16 protein-coding genes are annotated in these 18013 nt (G+C 33.8%); 15 read left to right on the top strand and 1 reads right to left on the bottom strand.

Annotated elements, in window-relative coordinates:
* Position 1: 1 nt before the first annotated feature.
* Entirely contained in the window at positions 2-784 is a 783-nt protein-coding gene (locus B3578_RS04995; RefSeq protein ID WP_038332809.1) for an alpha/beta fold hydrolase, read from the bottom strand.
* Positions 785-1046: 262 nt separating this feature from the next.
* Between B3578_RS04995 and mraZ the strand changes: the two genes are divergently transcribed.
* The 15 genes from mraZ (at position 1047) to B3578_RS04920 (ending at position 17890) form a co-directional block, all read left to right on the top strand.
* Complete coding sequence (gene mraZ / locus B3578_RS04990) at positions 1047-1508, top strand: division/cell wall cluster transcriptional repressor MraZ (RefSeq protein ID WP_038332815.1); 462 nt, start codon at positions 1047-1049, stop codon at positions 1506-1508.
* Positions 1501-2406: a 16S rRNA (cytosine(1402)-N(4))-methyltransferase RsmH gene (gene rsmH / locus B3578_RS04985; protein ID WP_125349647.1), complete on the top strand. Its 906-nt coding sequence runs from the start codon at positions 1501-1503 to the stop codon at positions 2404-2406. Before mraZ ends, rsmH begins: the two co-directional genes overlap by 8 nt.
* A 9-nt stretch (positions 2407-2415) precedes the next feature.
* Positions 2416-2775: an FtsL-like putative cell division protein gene (locus B3578_RS04980; RefSeq protein WP_052217625.1), complete on the top strand. Its 360-nt coding sequence runs from the start codon at positions 2416-2418 to the stop codon at positions 2773-2775.
* Positions 2753-4735: a penicillin-binding protein gene (locus B3578_RS04975; RefSeq protein ID WP_221855357.1), complete on the top strand. Its 1983-nt coding sequence runs from the start codon at positions 2753-2755 to the stop codon at positions 4733-4735. Before B3578_RS04980 ends, B3578_RS04975 begins: the two co-directional genes overlap by 23 nt.
* Positions 4732-6195 carry a UDP-N-acetylmuramoyl-L-alanyl-D-glutamate--2,6-diaminopimelate ligase gene (locus B3578_RS04970; RefSeq protein ID WP_286494794.1) on the top strand — a complete coding sequence of 488 codons (1464 nt, stop codon included), beginning with the start codon at positions 4732-4734 and terminating at the stop codon, positions 6193-6195. Before B3578_RS04975 ends, B3578_RS04970 begins: the two co-directional genes overlap by 4 nt.
* 3 nt (positions 6196-6198) lie before the next feature.
* Positions 6199-7440 (top strand): phospho-N-acetylmuramoyl-pentapeptide-transferase, encoded by a 1242-nt coding sequence (mraY, locus tag B3578_RS04965; RefSeq protein WP_291047154.1) that lies wholly within the window; start codon positions 6199-6201, stop codon positions 7438-7440.
* Between the two features lie 3 nt (positions 7441-7443).
* A complete protein-coding gene (gene murD / locus B3578_RS04960) occupies positions 7444-8778 on the top strand; it encodes a UDP-N-acetylmuramoyl-L-alanine--D-glutamate ligase (RefSeq protein ID WP_291047153.1) in 1335 nt (444 codons plus the stop codon).
* Positions 8779-8793: 15 nt separating this feature from the next.
* Positions 8794-9993, top strand: a complete 1200-nt coding sequence (locus tag B3578_RS04955) for an FtsW/RodA/SpoVE family cell cycle protein (RefSeq protein ID WP_180905153.1) — start codon at positions 8794-8796, stop codon at positions 9991-9993.
* A complete protein-coding gene (gene murG, locus B3578_RS04950; protein ID WP_286494790.1) occupies positions 9965-11071 on the top strand; it encodes an undecaprenyldiphospho-muramoylpentapeptide beta-N-acetylglucosaminyltransferase in 1107 nt (368 codons plus the stop codon). Before B3578_RS04955 ends, murG begins: the two co-directional genes overlap by 29 nt.
* A complete protein-coding gene (murC, locus tag B3578_RS04945) occupies positions 11071-12411 on the top strand; it encodes a UDP-N-acetylmuramate--L-alanine ligase (protein ID WP_221855345.1) in 1341 nt (446 codons plus the stop codon). The genes murG and murC overlap by 1 nt, the downstream gene beginning before the upstream one ends.
* Before the next feature lies 1 nt (position 12412).
* Positions 12413-13144: a cell division protein FtsQ/DivIB gene (locus tag B3578_RS04940; protein WP_236688178.1), complete on the top strand. Its 732-nt coding sequence runs from the start codon at positions 12413-12415 to the stop codon at positions 13142-13144.
* The gene (ftsA, locus tag B3578_RS04935) at positions 13131-14582 is read left to right on the top strand and encodes a cell division protein FtsA (RefSeq protein WP_291047152.1); all 1452 of its coding nucleotides are present in this window, start codon (positions 13131-13133) and stop codon (positions 14580-14582) included. The genes B3578_RS04940 and ftsA overlap by 14 nt, the downstream gene beginning before the upstream one ends.
* Positions 14583-14637: 55 nt before the next feature.
* Positions 14638-16482: a cell division protein FtsZ gene (gene ftsZ / locus B3578_RS04930; RefSeq protein WP_286494801.1), complete on the top strand. Its 1845-nt coding sequence runs from the start codon at positions 14638-14640 to the stop codon at positions 16480-16482.
* A gap of 101 nt (positions 16483-16583) precedes the next feature.
* Positions 16584-17036 carry a GatB/YqeY domain-containing protein gene (locus tag B3578_RS04925; RefSeq protein WP_125349638.1) on the top strand — a complete coding sequence of 151 codons (453 nt, stop codon included), beginning with the start codon at positions 16584-16586 and terminating at the stop codon, positions 17034-17036.
* Positions 17037-17359: 323 nt separating this feature from the next.
* The gene (locus B3578_RS04920; protein WP_125349637.1) at positions 17360-17890 is read left to right on the top strand and encodes a septal ring lytic transglycosylase RlpA family protein; all 531 of its coding nucleotides are present in this window, start codon (positions 17360-17362) and stop codon (positions 17888-17890) included.
* The last annotated feature ends 123 nt before the right edge of the window (positions 17891-18013 follow it).

Genomic DNA, 18013 nt, shown 5'->3' with positions numbered 1-18013 from the left:
ATTATGCTTTAGTGGCTGGATCTAATTGTTTTTCGATTAGCCATTTGTATAAAATTTCGTTGAATAATTCAGGGTGTTCCATCATTGGAGCGTGCCCACATTTATCAATCCAAAATAAAGAAGCGTCTGGTAATTCTTCTTCAAATTCTATTGCAACTTCTGGTGGAGTTACATTATCTTGTTTTCCCCAAATCAAACAAACAGGCATTTTGATGTCTTTTAAATCATCTTTCATGTTAGATTTGATCGCGTCTCTTGCGATATATAAAGTTTTGATAGCTTTATTTCTGTCATTTACAGTGTCAAAAACATCATCTACAATTTCTTTTGTAGCGATAGCAGGATCGTAAAAAACTTCGCGCGTTTTACGTTCTACATATTCGTAATTACCACGTTTTGGATAAGTTTCTCCAAAAGATTTTTCGTACAAACCAGAACTTCCTGTTAAACAAAGTGCTTTTACATATTCTGGATGTCTGTGACAAACCATCAAACCAATATGTCCTCCTAAAGAATTTCCAACTAAAATAGCTGGTTCTTTAACGACTTCTTCAATAAAATTTGCAACATGTTTTGCAATATTTTTGATATTAGTATTGATGACAGATAAAGAATATAATGGCAATTCTGGTGCGAAAACCTTATATCCTCTTTGTGCATAATAATTTGTAAGTGAGCTGAAATTGCTAAGTTCACCCATTAATCCATGAAGCAAAACAATTGGTTGTCCTTCTCCTTCTTCTATGTAAGAGAACTTATCTTTTTTCTTTAAGCTAAAAAACATTTACTCGATATTAAGTCGACAAATTTAATTAATTATATTTTTTATTTCGTGGTTTATATGAAAAACTTTAACAATCCATATTAATCACTTATCAAAACAAGGTCTATATAAACATTATTTCTCATTTTATACATGGGGTTAGCGTTAGAAAAAACATAACTATCTGATACTAAATTTTAAATTGTTGATAACTATTTCAATAAAAGTGGTAAAAAATGGTAATTTGTGGTAATATTTTATTTATTTTTGGAAAAATTCTATCATGAATTCATTAATTGGAACATATGAGTGTAAGGTAGATACAAAGGGTAGGCTCCCAATACCAGCGGGTTTGAAGAAACAACTTGCTGAATGTTTGGAAGATGGCTTTGTGTTGAAAAGATCTGTGTTTCAAAATTGTTTAGAACTGCACCCTATGAAAGAATGGGAAAAAGTGATGAATGATTTGAATAAATTGAATCGATTTGTGAAGAAAAACAATGATTTTATTAGAATTTTTACGGCTGGACTAAAAATTGTCGAAGTTGATGCGAATGGAAGGCTACAGATTTCAAAAGATTTAGTGAAATTTGCAGAAATTAATAAAGAAGTAGTTCTTAATTCTTCTGTAAACATGATCGAGATTTGGGATAAAGACAAATATGAAGAGTCGATTAATGTAGATGATTTAGATTTTGCTTCTTTGGCAGAAGATGTAATGGGAAATTTAGGAGAAGATGAGTGAATATCATAATCCAGTATTATTAAAAGATAGTGTTGATGCGTTAATTATTAACGAATCAGGTATATATGTAGATTGTACGTTCGGGGGTGGAGGTCACTCACGTGAAATATTAAGTCGTTTGGATCAAAATGGAAAATTATTTTCATTTGATCAAGATGTGGATGCGGTTCGCAATAAAATTGATGATAATCGATTTGAGTTAGTTGAGCAAAATTTTAGATTCTTGAAAAATAATTTAAGATTTCGTGGAATAAAACAAGTGGATGGTGTTTTGGGTGATTTGGGAGTTTCTTCTCATCAGTTTGATACGCCAGAACGTGGTTTTTCAACTCGCTTTGATGGAGAATTGGATATGCGAATGAATCAGAATGCAAAACTTTCTGCCAAAACAATTATTAATGAATACGAAGAAGAAGATCTTGCTCGTGTTTTTTATGATTTTGGAGAATTGCAAGGTTCGTATCGTTTGGCGAGAGAAGTTGTGAAAGCAAGAGCAGATAAACAAATTAATACAATTGATGAGTTGAAGCAAATTTTTTCATTCATTCCAAAAATGAAAGAAAATAAATTTTTCGCTCAAATGTTTCAGGCATTACGAATCGAAGCAAATGATGAAATGGCTGCATTGAAAGAGATGTTAACGCAATGTGGAGAAGTGATAAAACCAGGTGGTCGTTTGGTGATTATTTCGTATCATTCGTTAGAAGATCGTTTAACAAAACGCTACATGAAAAACGGAATGTTTGAAGGTGAACCTGAACGTGATGTTTTTGGAAATTGGTCGGCACCTTTCAAACCTTTACAATCAAAGGTGATTGTGCCAACGCAAGAAGAAATTAATGAAAATCCAAGAGCGCGTAGTGCGAAAATGCGTATTGCGGTTCGTAATGAGGATTAAGAAATAGGAATGGCAAAAAAGAAAAAAATATTACCAGAGAAAAAAACTTTTACAGGTTTGTTGAGAGGTGAGTTTTTAATCAAAACTGGCTCAGAACAAAACTGGAAGTTCATGTTGTATCTGGTAGGTTTGGCTTTTTTGAGTATTTCGAGTTCGCATTTAGTTGATCGTAAAGTGGTTCGAATCGCTGAATTACAAGATAAAGTAGAAGATTTAAAATCTCAATATACAGATAAGCATCGCGATTTGATGCGTATGCAATTAGAAACGGAAATTTTGGAGCGTACAGCAGTGTATGGTTTGAAAATTCCAGATAAACAACCTTATTATATAGTAGACAAAGTTTATGACGAAGTCAGCGAAAAATAAAAACAATATTGTCATCAAAGGATGGGTATTTGCCGGCGCGCTAGCGATTTGGGCCATCTTTATTATTGTTTTTATGTTTCGAATTAATATTGTAGAAGGGGTTGAATTAGAGCGTTTTGCTGAAAAGAATAATTTTAGATTAGATACCGTTACGGCGGAGCGTGGTAATTTATATGCTTCTAATGGCGCATTAATGGCTACAACTGTTACAAAACACAATGTTTATGTGGATTTGACGGTGATCAAAGATGAATTATTTAAAACAGAAATGCACAATCTTGCCGATTCTTTAGGTAAGATGTTTACAAAATCACCTTCTTATTTTTACGACAAATTTTCGACAGAACGTAAAAAGAAGAATCGCTACATGATGTTAGTAAAAGATTTGGATTATGAGCAATATCAACGCATCAAAAAATTTCCAATCTTCAACAAAGGTCAAAACAAAGGTGGATTTATTCATGAAACTGAGTCAAAACGAGAATTAATTGTTCAAGACATTGGTGTTCGTACAATTGGTTACGATGATCAACGCGGAAAAGTTGGGTTAGAAGGAGCTTATTCTGACTTATTAAGCGGTATTGAAGGTCGTCGTTGGGAGCAATTTATGGGACGTGGAAAATGGAAACCAATGAAAAGTTGGGAGCAAGAGCCCCAAGCGGGTTCATCAGTTTACACAACAATAGATGCCGATTTACAAATGGTTGCTTACGATGCTTTGTACAAACAACTTTCTGAATTTGAGGCGCAACACGGAAGTGTAGTCGTGATGGAAGTTCAGACAGGGAAAGTTCGGGCAATTGTGAATTTATCTCGTAAAAAAGATGGAACATATATAGACGATTATAATTATGCGGTTGGTGAAGCTGCAGAACCAGGATCTACTTTCAAAACAGTTTCGTTGCTTGCAGCAATGGATGATGGTTTTATTAATAAAAACTCGACAGTAGAAACGGGAGGTGGAAGTTATAAATTCTATGGTCGTACGATTACAGATACACACGGATACGGAACATTGACTGTAGATGGCGTGATGAAAAAATCGTCTAACATTGGTACAGCTAAAATTATAAATAAATATTACGGAGAAAATCCAAAAGCTTTCTTCAAAAAAATGGATAAATGGCATATGACTTCGCCTCTTGGAGTTGATATTCTTGGAGAAGGAAGTCCAATTATGCACCGTCCAGATAGTAAATCTTGGAGTAATATTACGTTACCTGTAATGGGTTATGGATATGGTTTACAGTTAACTCCAATTCAAATTGTGACTTTCTACAACGCAGTGGCAAATAATGGTAAAATGTTGAAACCATTATTTATGGATAAAATCACACGTAAAGGTGAACCTGATAAAATTTTCGAACCAGTTGTTTTGGTTGATCAATTAACTTCTTTGGAAAATGTAAAACAAATGCAAGAAATGCTTCGAGGAGCAGTAGAACAAGGAACGGGACGTATTATTAGTAATAGTAATTACGATATTGCTGGTAAAACAGGTACTGCTCGTGTTGATTATTGGAAGCGAGACGGTAAAGGAATGCAATATCGTGCATCATTCGCAGGATATTTTCCAGCAGAAAAACCAAAGTATTCTTGTATTGTTGTTGTGCACAAGCCAAATACAGCCAAAGGGTTTTATGGAGGTAGTGTAACTGCTCCGGTTTTTAAGAAAATTGCCGATTGGGTATATTCAAAAACTCCCATACCTTTGCCACGCGATTTAGTAAAAAAGAACGCGGTGAAAGAGTTTAAAAAAGGAGATGATATTAATGTTAGTAATTCTAAAAATATAGTGCCAAATGTGACTGGTCATACAGGATCTAAAGCAATTCCCGTATTAGAAAATTTAGGGTTAGATGTACAATATTCAGGGTTTGGAAAAGTAACAAATCAATCCATTCCTGCGGGAACAAGATTTAAGAAGGGTGAGACAATTTATTTAATGTTGGAAGGATGAGAAATTTAGTTGATGTATTATATAAAGTTTCCATCTCAGAAACGATTGGTTCAACAAAAGTTGAAGTCAATAATATTCAATTTGATTCAAGAAAAGTATCAAACGATGATGTTTTTGTTGCTGTAAATGGAGTTACAGTTGACGGTCATCAGTATATAGAAAAAGCGATTGGTTTAGGTGCTAAAGCAATTGTTTGCGAAGTTTTGCCAGAAAATTTAGTTGATGGAATAACGTATGTGAAAGTTGAAAATTCAACGATTGCATTAGGAATTTTAGCTTCTAACTTTTATGGAAATCCAACAAAAGATTTAAAACTTGTTGGAGTTACAGGTACGAATGGAAAAACAACAACGACAACTTTGTTGTACGAATTGTTTACAAAATTAGGTTATGCTTGTGCATTAATTTCGACGATTAAAATTGTGATTGATGGTGAAGTGATTCCGTCTACCCATACAACGCCAGATATTTTGACATTGAACAAAATGTTTCGCGAAGCGGTAGATAGAGGATGCGAATTTGCTTTTATGGAAGTTTCTTCGCACGGAATTCATCAAAATAGAATTGCTGGTTTGCATTTTGAAGTGGCTGGATTTACGAATATCACACACGATCATTTAGATTATCACAAAACGTTTGCAAATTATCTTGCAGCAAAAAAGAAATTCTTCGACGATTTGCCAAAAACGTCTACGGCAATTTCGAATGCAGATGATAAAAACGGAAAAGTAATGCTTCAGAATACAGTTGCTACGAAAAAATTGTATGCGCTAAAAACTGATGCAGATTTTAAAGGAAAAATTATTGAACACCAATTTGATGGAATGCAATTAGAATTCAATGGAAAAGAATTCTGGACATCATTAATTGGTCAATTCAATGCATATAATTTATTATTAGTTTTTGGTGTAGCGTCAATTTTAGGACAAGATGAATTAGAAGTTCTAAAAGCGTTGAGCACACTTGGAAATGTTGATGGTCGTTTTCAAACATTCAAAACAGAATCAGGAATTATCGTAATCGTAGATTATGCACATACGCCTGATGCGTTAGAAAATGTATTGGATACAATAGAAGGAATTCGTACCAAAAATGAAAAATTAATAACAGTTGTAGGTTGCGGTGGAGATCGTGATAAAACAAAACGTCCTGAAATGGCGGATATCGCGAGCGAAAAATCTAATCTTGCCATTTTTACATCAGATAATCCAAGAACAGAAGATCCAGAAGAAATTCTTCGTGAGATGGAAGTTGGTGTAAAAGCACAATTTTATAATCGCACCTTGAAGATTACAGATCGAAAAGAAGCTATAAAAACAGCACTTAAAATGGCCGAACCAAAAGATATTATTTTAATAGCGGGAAAAGGTCACGAGACGTATCAAGAAATTAACGGAGTAAGAACACATTTTTCTGATGTAGAAGTTGCATCAGAATTGAGTAAAATATTGAACAAATAAAGAATGTTATACTATTTATTTGATTATTTAGAAGGTATTCATTTTCCTGGAGCGCGTATGTTTCAATACACGTCTTTCCGTGCGGGAATGGCAATTTTATTGGCAATGTTCATCAGTTTGTTTTACGGAAAACGAATCATCAGTTATTTACGTAAAGAACAAATGGGCGAAATTGTTCGTGATTTAGGTTTAAAAGGGCAAGTCGAAAAAGCTGGAACGCCAACAATGGGTGGTTTAATCATCATTTTGGCGACATTAATTCCGACTTTACTTTTTGCGAGATTAGATAATATTTACATTATTATTTTGTTGGTTTCAACAATTTGGTTAGGTGTGATTGGTTTTTTAGACGATTACATCAAAGTTTTTAGAAAAAACAAAGAAGGTTTACAAGGTAAATTTAAAATTTTAGGACAAGTTGGTCTTGGAGTTGTAGTTGGATTAATGCTTTATTTCAGTCCAACAGTTACTGTAAAACATCAAGAAAATAGAGTAAAAACAGCTGTAGGAATAGAACAAACAGAATACAACCGACAAATAAAATTTGGTCCAGAAGAAAAAACATTAGAAACGACAATGCCTTTTGTAAAAGGAAATGAATTCAACTATTCTGATATTTTGTTTTGGATGGATGCGCAAGATCGACCAACATGGGCAGTTGCAGCGATTTTTATTTTTGCGGTAATTTTTATCATTACAGCAGTATCGAATGGAGCAAATTTAACAGATGGAATCGACGGTTTAGCAGCAGGTAGTTCGGCTGTGATTATGGCGGCAATCTCGATGTTTGTTTTCGTTTCCGGAAATTTAATGTTCGCCGATTATTTGAACATTATGTTTATTCCGCGTTCAGAAGAAGTCTTGATTTTCTGTGGAGCTTTCCTTGGAGGTTTGATCGGATTTATTTGGTATAATACCTATCCAGCTCAAGTGTTCATGGGAGATACAGGAAGTTTAACAATCGGAGGAATTATTGCTGTTTTAGCAATTATCGTTCGTAAAGAATTATTATTACCAATTTTGTGTGGAATATTTTTCGCAGAAAGTTTATCAGTAATGTTACAGGTGTCTTATTTCAAGTACACGAAAAAGAAATTTGGTGAAGGTCGTAGAATCTTTTTAATGTCTCCTCTACATCACCATTTTCAGAAGTTAGGTTATCATGAAAGTAAAATCGTGGTGCGTGCAATTATCATCGGAATCATTTTAGCGGTAATTAGTATTATTACCTTAAAGATTAGATAAAAAATGAAAAGATTAGTCGTTTTAGGAGGAGGAGAAAGTGGCGTAGGAACAGCTATTCTTGCGAAGAAAGAAAACTTTGATGTTTTTCTTTCGGACATGGGACAAATAAAAGACAAGTATAAACAACTTTTGGAGGAGCACGGAATTGCTTATGAAGAAGGTCAGCACACAGAAGAATTAATTCTGAATGCCGATGAAGTAATGAAAAGTCCAGGTATTCCAAAAAAATCAGCGCTAATTCAGAAATTAGAAGCGAAAGGAATTTCAATTATTTCTGAAATTGAATTTGCGTCTCGTTATACAGATGCAAAAATTATTGCGATTACAGGATCTAATGGAAAAACAACAACAACAAGTTTGATGTTCCATATCCTAAAGCAAGCTGGATTAAATGTAGGATTAGGTGGCAACATCGGAAAAAGTTTTGCAAAATCTGTAGCTGAAGATAACTTCGATTATTATGTACTAGAAGTAAGTAGTTTTCAGTTAGATGATATCAAAATAGATTTCAAACCGTATGTTGCAATTTTACTGAACATTACACCAGATCATTTAGACCAATACAATTATCAGTTTGATTTGTATGCAAAGGCTAAATTCAGAATTACTGAAAACCAAGATGAAAACGATTATTTTATCTACAATTTGGATGATCCAAAAACAATGGAGATGATTGATAAGATTGATATTCGAGCTCATCGCAAACCGTTCACAATGATGGATGCAACAAATGAAGCATACGCAAACAATGAATTGTTCCGTGTGAACGATTCGAATGGTGATTTTACAATGTTAGTGAATGATTTAGGATTAATTGGTAAACACAATGTTTCTAATTCATTGGCTGCGGCTGTAGCTGCAAAAATTATTGATATCAATAATGAGGAACTAAAAAAGAGTTTGTCTGATTTTAAATCGGTTGAACATCGTTTAGAGCCTGTTTTGACAATTGGAGGAATAGATTTTATCAACGATTCTAAAGCAACAAATGTGAATGCAACATATTTTGCTTTGGAAAGTATGACGAAACCAGTTGTTTGGATTGTTGGAGGAACTGATAAAGGAAACGATTACAACGAAGTTTTACCTTTCGTGAAAAAGAAAGTGAAAGCAATTGTTTGTTTAGGTGTTGATAACGCAAAAATTGTTGATTTTTTCAGTCCATATATCGATACAATTGTTGAAACAAATACAATGAAAGATTGTGTAGAACAATCATATAAATTAGCAACAAAAGGAGAAACGGTTCTTCTGTCACCAGCTTGTGCAAGTTTCGATTTGTTCAAAGGTTACGAAGATCGTGGAGATCAATTTAAAGAAAACGTACGCAAATTATAATAACATAACCAACCAATGTCTAACATCGTACAAAAATATTTTAAAGGCGATAAACCGCTTTGGGCTTTCATTTTATTGTTAGCACTATTTTCGTTCTTACCTGTTTATTCTGCAAGTTCTAACTTGGTGTATACGGTAGGATCGGGAACTATTTTTGGGCATTTAGGTAAGCACGCTGTGATTTTATTAATTGGTTTATTTATCATTTATGGATTACAACGTATTGATTATCGTTGGTTTGGTTTGTTTGCTTTAACAGCGGTTGTTATACTTTCTGGAGTTTTGGCAATAACACTCGTACAAGGACAAACCATTGGAGGTGCAAATGCTGCGCGTTGGTTAACTATTCCAGGGACTGGAATTGGTATTCAGCCTTCGATGATTGCTTCGCAAGCGTTGTTGATTTATATAGCTCGTTATTTAACAAAAAATAGAGACAAAGAATATACATGGAAAAATACAGCAGTTCCATTATTCTTACCAATTATTGTAATTGTAGGATTAATCTTTCCTTCTAATGGTTCAACAGCGTTGATGTTAGCTGGAATGTGCGGAATATTGTTGATTATTGGTGGATTTCCATTCAAATATTTATTTACAATTGCCGGAGTAGGTTTAATACTCGGTGGCGGATTCGTGTGGATGGCTTTATCTCGACCAGATTTAGTAACAAATTCTCGTGTGCACACATGGATGTCACGTATCGAGAAATTTAATGACGATTCTGGATTAGAAAGTTATCAAGTTTTACACGCAAAAGCTGCAATTGCGAGAGGATTGAATGAAATGGCTGGACCAGGAAAAAGTGTTTTCAAACAAACTTTACCGCAGTCATCATCCGATTTTATCTTCGCGATTATTGTAGAAGAATATGGTGCAATTGGTGCAATTCTATTAATCGGAATTTTCCTTCTGATTTTAATACGGATTTGTATCATCGCATCTAAAATTCATACCGTTTTTGGTACGCTACTTGTATTTGCAGTGGGCTTACCAATTATTATACAAGCGATGGTAAACATGGCGGTAGCGGTTAATTTAATTCCTGTAACAGGGCAACCATTGCCAATGATTAGTTACGGAGGAACATCCATTTGGATGACATGTATTTCGTTCGGAATAATTTTGAGTGTAAGTACTCAGATTAAATCGCAAGAAGAATTAGAACAAGATAGAAAAGTATTAAGTGAAGAATACATCGAAGACATCGCCTAAAGTTTTAATAAGCGGCGGAGGAACAGGTGGACATATTTATCCAGCCATTGCAATTGCAGACGAAATAAAACGTCGTTTGCCAGATGCACAAATTTTGTTCGTTGGAGCAGAAGGAAGAATGGAAATGGAAAAAGTGCCAAAAGTTGGGTATGACATAAAAGGTTTACCAATTTCTGGATTTGATAGAAGTAACATGAAAGCGAATTTAAAGTTCCCTTTCAAATTGATAAAAAGTTTAAATCTTGCAAAGAAAATCTACAAAGATTTTCAGCCAGATTTAGCTGTTGGTACAGGAGGTTATGCAAGTGGACCAATGTTGTGGGTAGCGGGAAGTAAAAATGTTCCGATTTTATTACAAGAACAGAATTCGTTTCCAGGAGTTACCAACAAAATTTTGAAAAATAAAGCTAGTGCTATTTGTACAGCTTACGAAGGAATTTCTCAGTTTCCGCAAGAAAAAGTGCATTACACAGGAAATCCTATTCGTGCCGAAATTTTTCAAAATTTACCTTCAAAAGCAGAAGCAATTTCAGCTTTTGGATTAGATCCAGAAAAACCAACTATTTTATCAGTTGGTGGTTCACAAGGATCAAGAGCAATGAACAATGCTTGGTTAGAAAACCTTGACGAATTTGTTGCAAGTGGCGTTCAATTGATTTGGCAAACAGGAAAGTTAGATTATCAAAAAATCAAAAATTTGGTTGGCGATAAATATCCAACGATTCATGTAACCGAATTTATTTTCAACATGAAAGATGCTTATGCAGCTTCGGATATGATTGTTTCTCGTGCAGGAGCAATGGCGATTTCGGAATTGTGTATTGTAGGAAAAGCAACTATTTTGCTTCCATTGCCAACAGCGGCAGAAGATCATCAAACCAAAAATGCACAAGCATTGGTTGAAAAGGATGCAGCGATCATGGTGAAAGATGCAGATGCAAAACAAATTTTAGTCAAAGAAGTAATTGCTTTGGCGAATAATGAAGAATTAAAAAATAAATTATCTCAAAACATTAAGCAATTAGGGAAACCGTACGCAACAAAAAAGATTGTAGATATATTATTGAATTTATTATAATGAATATTTTAGATAAAACATATTATTATTTCATCGGTGCAGGAGGAATCGGAATGAGTGCTTTGGAACGTTTCTTCAAGTCAATCGGAAAAGAAGTTGTAGGTTATGACAAAACACAAACCGAGTTAACAACTGAATTGATTGCTGAAGGAATTGATATTCATTTTGAAGATAACATCGAGTTAATTCCAGCAGGAATTAATCCAAAAAATACGTTGGTAATTTATACGCCAGCAGTACCAAAAGATCATTCAGAACTAAATTATTTTTTAGTGAATGATTTTAAAGTCATGAAACGTTCAGAAGTGTTAGGTGAAATTACCAAACATACATACAATATTGGTGTTGCGGGAACACATGGAAAAACAACGACTTCATCTATTTTAGGACATATCCTAAAAGTTGCGAATGTAGAATGTACAGCTTTTTTAGGTGGTATTGCAGAAAATTACGATTCGAATATCATCTTAAATGGATCTAAATATACAGTTGCAGAAGCCGATGAGTTTGACCGTTCTTTCTTACGTCTTTCTCCAAAATTAGCGATTATCACAAGTGATGATGCAGATCATTTGGATATTTATGGTGAGCGTGATGAAGTGAAAAAATCGTTTCAAGAATTTGCGGCAATTGTGGAAGAAAAATTATTTGTTCACAAAGGTTTGCCTTTCGAAGGAGCTTTTACGTATGGAGTAGATTTGGACGCAGATTATGATGGACACAATGTAAGAATTATTGATGGACATTATGTGTTTGATGTAAAAACGCCAAACGGTTCATTGACAGACGTTGGAATTTTATTACCAGGCCATCACAATATGGAAAATGCGGTTGCGGCTTTGGCTGTTGCAGATTATATGGGTGTTCCTCATGATAAAATTAAAGAAGCTTTATCAACTTTTGTTGGAGTTAAAAGACGTTTTAATCGTTTCGAAGCAAATGGAAAAATTTACATCGACGATTATGCACATCATCCAACAGAATTGAATGCAGCAATTCGTTCAGTTCGTGAACTTTATCCGGGTAAAAAAGTGTTGGGAGTATTTCAGCCTCACTTATTTACACGTACAAGAGATTTCGCAGAAGAGTTTGGACAAAGTTTATCGCAGTTAGATAGTTTGATTTTATTAGACATTTATCCTGCCAGAGAGTTACCAATCGAAGGAATTACTTCAAATTGGTTGCTAGAAAAGGTGAATTTAAATGAAAAAATAGTATCTTCATTAGAAGATAGTTTAGCAAACATCAAAAAACAAGATTTTGATGTATTATTGACTGTTGGAGCAGGAAATATTGATACAATTGTTAAACCAATAAAAGAGTGGTTAAGTGAAGCGTAAATTGAAAATCATAAAAGTGATTTTTGGAGTTGCCTTGCTAATCGGTTTGATTAGTTTTACGGTAATTAAGAATGCTTCGCGTACTGTGAAAAAAATTGACGTGGCGTTTGTTCAGCCAGTTGATAATTATTTTATTAATGATGAATCGATAAGAGAAATTATCAACAAAGATGGAAAAGACATTCTGAAACAATCTCTACGAGAGGTGAATGTAAAAGAAATCGAACAAAAAGTAAGTGAGAGTCCTTTTGTGGATTCTGTACAAGTCAGTAAAGATATCAACGGACATTTACGACTTGACATAAAAGCAAACTCAGCAGTAGCAAGAATAAAGACGCTGAAAAATGAATTTTATTTGACAACAAAAGGCGGAAAAATGCCTTTATCTAAATTAAATTCAGCGGATGTAATTTTAGTTTCTGGTGATGTAAAACCGAATGAATATGAAGATTTGAGTAAATTTGTTCAAGCTTTGAAAGCTGACGATTTATTAAAAAATCACATCATAGCCATTCAAAAAGTGGGACAACGTTCTTTTAATTTAATTGTAAACACAGGAAACTATTATATAGAATTAGGAACTTTAAACAACTTTGAACAGAAGTTACATAATCTAAAATTATTCTATAATCAATACATTGATTTTATAGGAACTGAAGATTATGAAAAATTGAGCTTGAAATTTGTAAACCAAGTTGTAGCAACCAAACGAATAAAAAATGGAGAACAATAGTAAGATTGCAGTTGGCTTAGACATAGGGACTACAAAGATTGTAGCGCTTGTCGGACGAAAAAATGAGAACGGAAAAATCGAAATTCTTGGACACGGACAAGCAAAAAGCTTAGGTGTACACAGAGGTGTTGTAAATAATATTACACAAACCATTAACTCGATAAAAGAGGCAATTGATAAGGCTGAAAGATCATCTGGTGTCAAAATTACTGATGTTACTGTTGGTATTGCCGGACAACATATTCGTAGTTTACAACATAGCGATTACATTACTCGTACCAATTCAGAAGACGTGATTGATGATAATGATTTAAAGTTATTAACAAATCAAGTTTACAAATTGGTCATGTTACCTGGAGAAGAAATTATCCATGTTCTTCCTCAAGAATTTAAGGTTGATAACGAAGGTGAAATCCGCGAACCAATCGGTATGTACGGAAGCCGTTTAGAGGCTAATTTCCATGTGGTTGTAGGACAAGTTTCATCCATCCGAAATATTGCACGTTGTGTAAAAGCTGCTGGTTTACGTTTGGCAAGTATTACTTTAGAACCAATTGCATCATCTAGTGCTGCGCTTAGCGAAGAAGAGAAAGAAGCTGGTGTTGCATTGATTGATATAGGTGGTGGAACAACGGATATTGCAATTTTTAAGGATAATATTATTCGTCACACATCTGTTATTCCGTTTGGAGGAAATGTGATTACAGAAGACATTAAAGTTGGATGTTCTATTATTGGAAAGCAAGCCGAAGCTTTAAAAGAAAAATTTGGTTCTGCTTGGCCAGGAGAAAATAAAGAAACTGAAATTGTATCGATTCCTGGTTTAAAAGGACGCGAAGCAAAAGAAATATCATTAAAAAGATTGTCACAAATTATTCATGCACGTGTGCAGGAAATTTTGGAACAAGTATATTTGGAATTGAAAAACTACGGTTGCGAAGATCAAAACAAAAAATTGATTGCAGGAATCGTTTTAACAGGTGGTGGATCTAAATTGAAACACATTCGTCAACTTACAGAATATGTAACAGGAATGGATGTAAGAATTGGATACTCTAACGAACATATTGTTGGTGCAAAAGCTGAGGAAATTAGCGGACCAGAATATGCAACATCTGTTGGATTATTAATGAAAGGTTTAGAAGAATTAGCGGCGAATTATCAGCACGAAATTTATGAAAAACCAGTTATTAATAATTTAAATAACCAAGAAGAATTAGAAATTGGAATTCAACCAACACAACAAACTAAGACTGTGAAAGCTGAAATTGTTGTTGAGGAAGAAATTATCCAAAAACCAAAAAGAGAAGAAGTAGTAGACGAATTCTTGGATCAAGAAATTGGTGAAAAGAAAGAAGCTAAATCTAAACCAGAAAAGAAAAATTTCTTTTCGAAATGGACGGATAAATTTATCCAAATGATCAACGAAACTGAATAATAAGAATAAACTAGAATAAATTACGAATCAATTTAATAAGAAGAATATGAGTGATATGTTAACAGGAGATATTGTGTTCAACTTACCAAAGAGCCGATCTCAAGCTATCAAAGTAATCGGAGTAGGTGGTGGAGGTAGTAATGCCGTAAACTACATGTTTGAACAAGGAATTGCAGGTGTAGAATTTGTAATTTGTAATACGGACTCTCAAGCATTAGCAAATAGTCCAGTACCAACAAGAATTCAATTAGGACAAGCAATAACAGAAGGTTTAGGAGCTGGAGCAAATCCTGAGGTAGGAGAGCAATCTGCTATCGAAAGTATGGATGATGTAAAAGCTGTTTTAGACGAGGGTACTAAAATGGTATTTATTACTGCCGGAATGGGTGGTGGTACAGGAACCGGAGCAGCACCAGTAATTGCTGGTATTGCAAAAGAAATGGATATCTTAACAGTTGGGATTGTTACAGCGCCATTCTTTTTCGAAGGAAGAATGAGGTTGGAACAAGCCGAAAAAGGTATCGAAAAATTAAGACAAAATGTCGATTCATTAATTGTTATCAACAATGATAAATTACGTGAATTATACGGAAACTTAGGTTTCAAAAATGGTTTCTCGAAAGCTGATGAGGTTTTAACAACAGCAGCTAAAGGAATTGCAGAAGTTATTACTCAACACTATGCAATGAACATCGATTTACGTGATGCGCGTACAGTACTTAAAAATTCTGGTACAGCAATCATGGGATCTGCGCAAGGTTCTGGTGAAAACAAAGCGAAAGACGCAATTTCTTCTGCTTTAGATTCTCCATTGTTAAACAACAACAAAATTACGGGTGCACGTAACGTATTGTTATTGATTTTGTCTGGTAATAACGAAATTACAATGGATGAAATCGGTATCATCAATGATTACATTCAACAAGAAGCTGGTAATAGTGCAAATATTATCATGGGTATTGGTGAAGACTTAGATTTAGGAGATTCTATCTCTGTAACTGTTGTAGCAACTGGTTTTCCTACAGAAGATCAGGCGTATACAGGAAAAGAGGAACAAAAAATTGTACATACATTAGAGGAAGAACAACCAATTAATAAAACGTTATCAGTTGAGCAACCTTTTGTGAATCGTGTAAAACCAATGACGTTAGATTTTGGTCGTTCTAATGCTTCTCAGCAAGCACCACAAACGCCTCAACAAAATCAAACGCCAGAGGCTCCTCAAAATAATTATCGTCAAGCAGATATTAACCAAAGTTTTCAACAACAAACTTATCACAATACGCCAGAAGAATCTTTCGAAGAAAATAATTCTCCAAAGCGTTATGTTTTAGATGATATTGATGATGAGCCAGTGCAAGAGAGACGTTCTTATGATGATTTCGAACCACGTTTGAAATCAGATTTTAATCGTCCGCAAGAACCAACGAATAATGTAAATAATAATCAAACATATAATTCATATTCTAATCCTGTAGCTTCAGAACAGTCAAATTATCCTCAAAATAATTATGCTGGATATCAAGCTCCAAAGAACGAAGGATATGGAAATGTAGAGCCAGTTCAATCTAATGTAGCTCATTCTGTTGCTCCACAAGCTGAAGAAGTACAAGTTGCTATAGATCCATTTAGTCAACCAATTGAGCAATCAAATGATCCTGAATTGAATAGTATGATTGAAGAAAGAAGAAATCGTTTGAAACAATTTAATTTTAAATTCAACAACACGATGACAAATTCTCAAGTAGACGAATACGAAGCAATTCCTGCTTATAAACGTCAAGGATTGAATTTATCTGATCGTAATGATAATCAATCTTCTGATTTTTCTGTAGGAACTAATCGTAACAACGAAACGCAAATTCGTCCAAACAATTTTCTACATGATAACGTAGATTAATAAACGATCACTCGTAAAAAATATTCTTATTATAGAAAAGGTTCATTGCTTTTGCGATGAGCCTTTTTTTGTCTTAAATTTGTAGTCTAAAAGCAAAACAAATGAATTTAGAAACTCAAATAATGGCACAGTTAAAAGAAGCGATGAAAGCTAAAAATACTGTTGCTTTAGAAGCTTTAAGAGCTGTAAAATCTGAATTATTATTAGCAAAAACATCAGGTGCTAACGGAGAATTATCAGAAGATCAAGAAATTGCTTTATTACAAAAATTAGTAAAACAACGTAAAGAAGCTGCTGAACAATTCGAAGCAAATGGACGTGCTGAATTAGCTGAAAAAGAATTGGCACAAGCAGAAGTTATTCAACAATTTTTACCTGCTCAATTATCAGACGAAGAATTAACAGCTGCAATTACAGAAATTGTTGCAGAGGTTGGCGCTACTTCTCCAAAAGATATGGGAAAAGTAATGGGAGCTGCTTCATCTAAATTAGCTGGTAAAGCGGAAGGAAAATTAATTTCAGCTAAAGTAAAAGATATTTTAGCTAGTTTATAATTGATTTTTAAATCTTTAAAAATTAAGAAAAGGTAAAGTTTATAACACTTTACCTTTTTTATTTCTTTATTAGATAAATTTCTTCAAATTATATAAAATTATTATTTATTGATAATCAATAGTATATCCGATTTAAATAAATAATTCCCAAAAAAATTAGGATTATAGTTTTATTTTAACATTAAATTAACAAATCGCTGTAAGCATCTAAATTCGCAAAGCACAAGAGATTTTAGAATTAAAAATCAATTGATTAGAATAATTCTAAATAAGAAGCTGTTTATACCCTTAAATTTGCAAAGTAAATCAGAAAAATCTAAAGGATGACGAAAAGCATTACAGCGTTTATAGCAATGTTAATGATTTTTCCAATAGCAAATGCTGATGGTAAAATTTTTAAGGATTCTGGTAATAATGACACAATTATTATGCCAGCTTCTGAGAAAAGATTTAGTAACGATATTGATAATGATACCATCAAAAAAGATACATTATCAGTTGAAGATGAAAAGTTGGTTGGAGAACTTATCGAGAATAGTGCTCGAAAAATCTCGACAGGAGTTGTTTCTTGGTATGGAGACAAATTCCACGGACGCAAGACAGCTAGTGGTGAAACGTATGACAAACACGAACTAACAGCTGCCCATAAGTCTTTACCATTTGGTACGAAAGTAAAAGTTACGAATATCAGAAATGGTAAATCTGTAGTTGTAGAAATCAACGACAGAGGTCCATACGCTAAATCTAGAGTTTTAGACTTAAGTCAAGCTGCATTCAGCGAAATTGGTCACACCAATACAGGAGTGATGCAAGTTGAATACGAAATTATCAAAAGCGAAGACAAGAAAGACTAAGATGTTCAGAAAAAATTAAAAGGTTTGAGAATTTATTCTCAAACCTTTTTTTATGCTCTTAAGTTTCGTGCAAAAAAAATCCTGACAAATGAATATCAGGATTTATAATTATATGATGTAAGA

It is taken from the genome of Empedobacter sp. UBA1574 (genome assembly GCF_002322895.1).
Taxonomy (GTDB): domain Bacteria; phylum Bacteroidota; class Bacteroidia; order Flavobacteriales; family Weeksellaceae; genus Empedobacter; species Empedobacter falsenii_B.
Note: the sequence above shows the minus strand (reverse complement) of the source record. Positions and strands in the feature narration are given on the sequence as shown.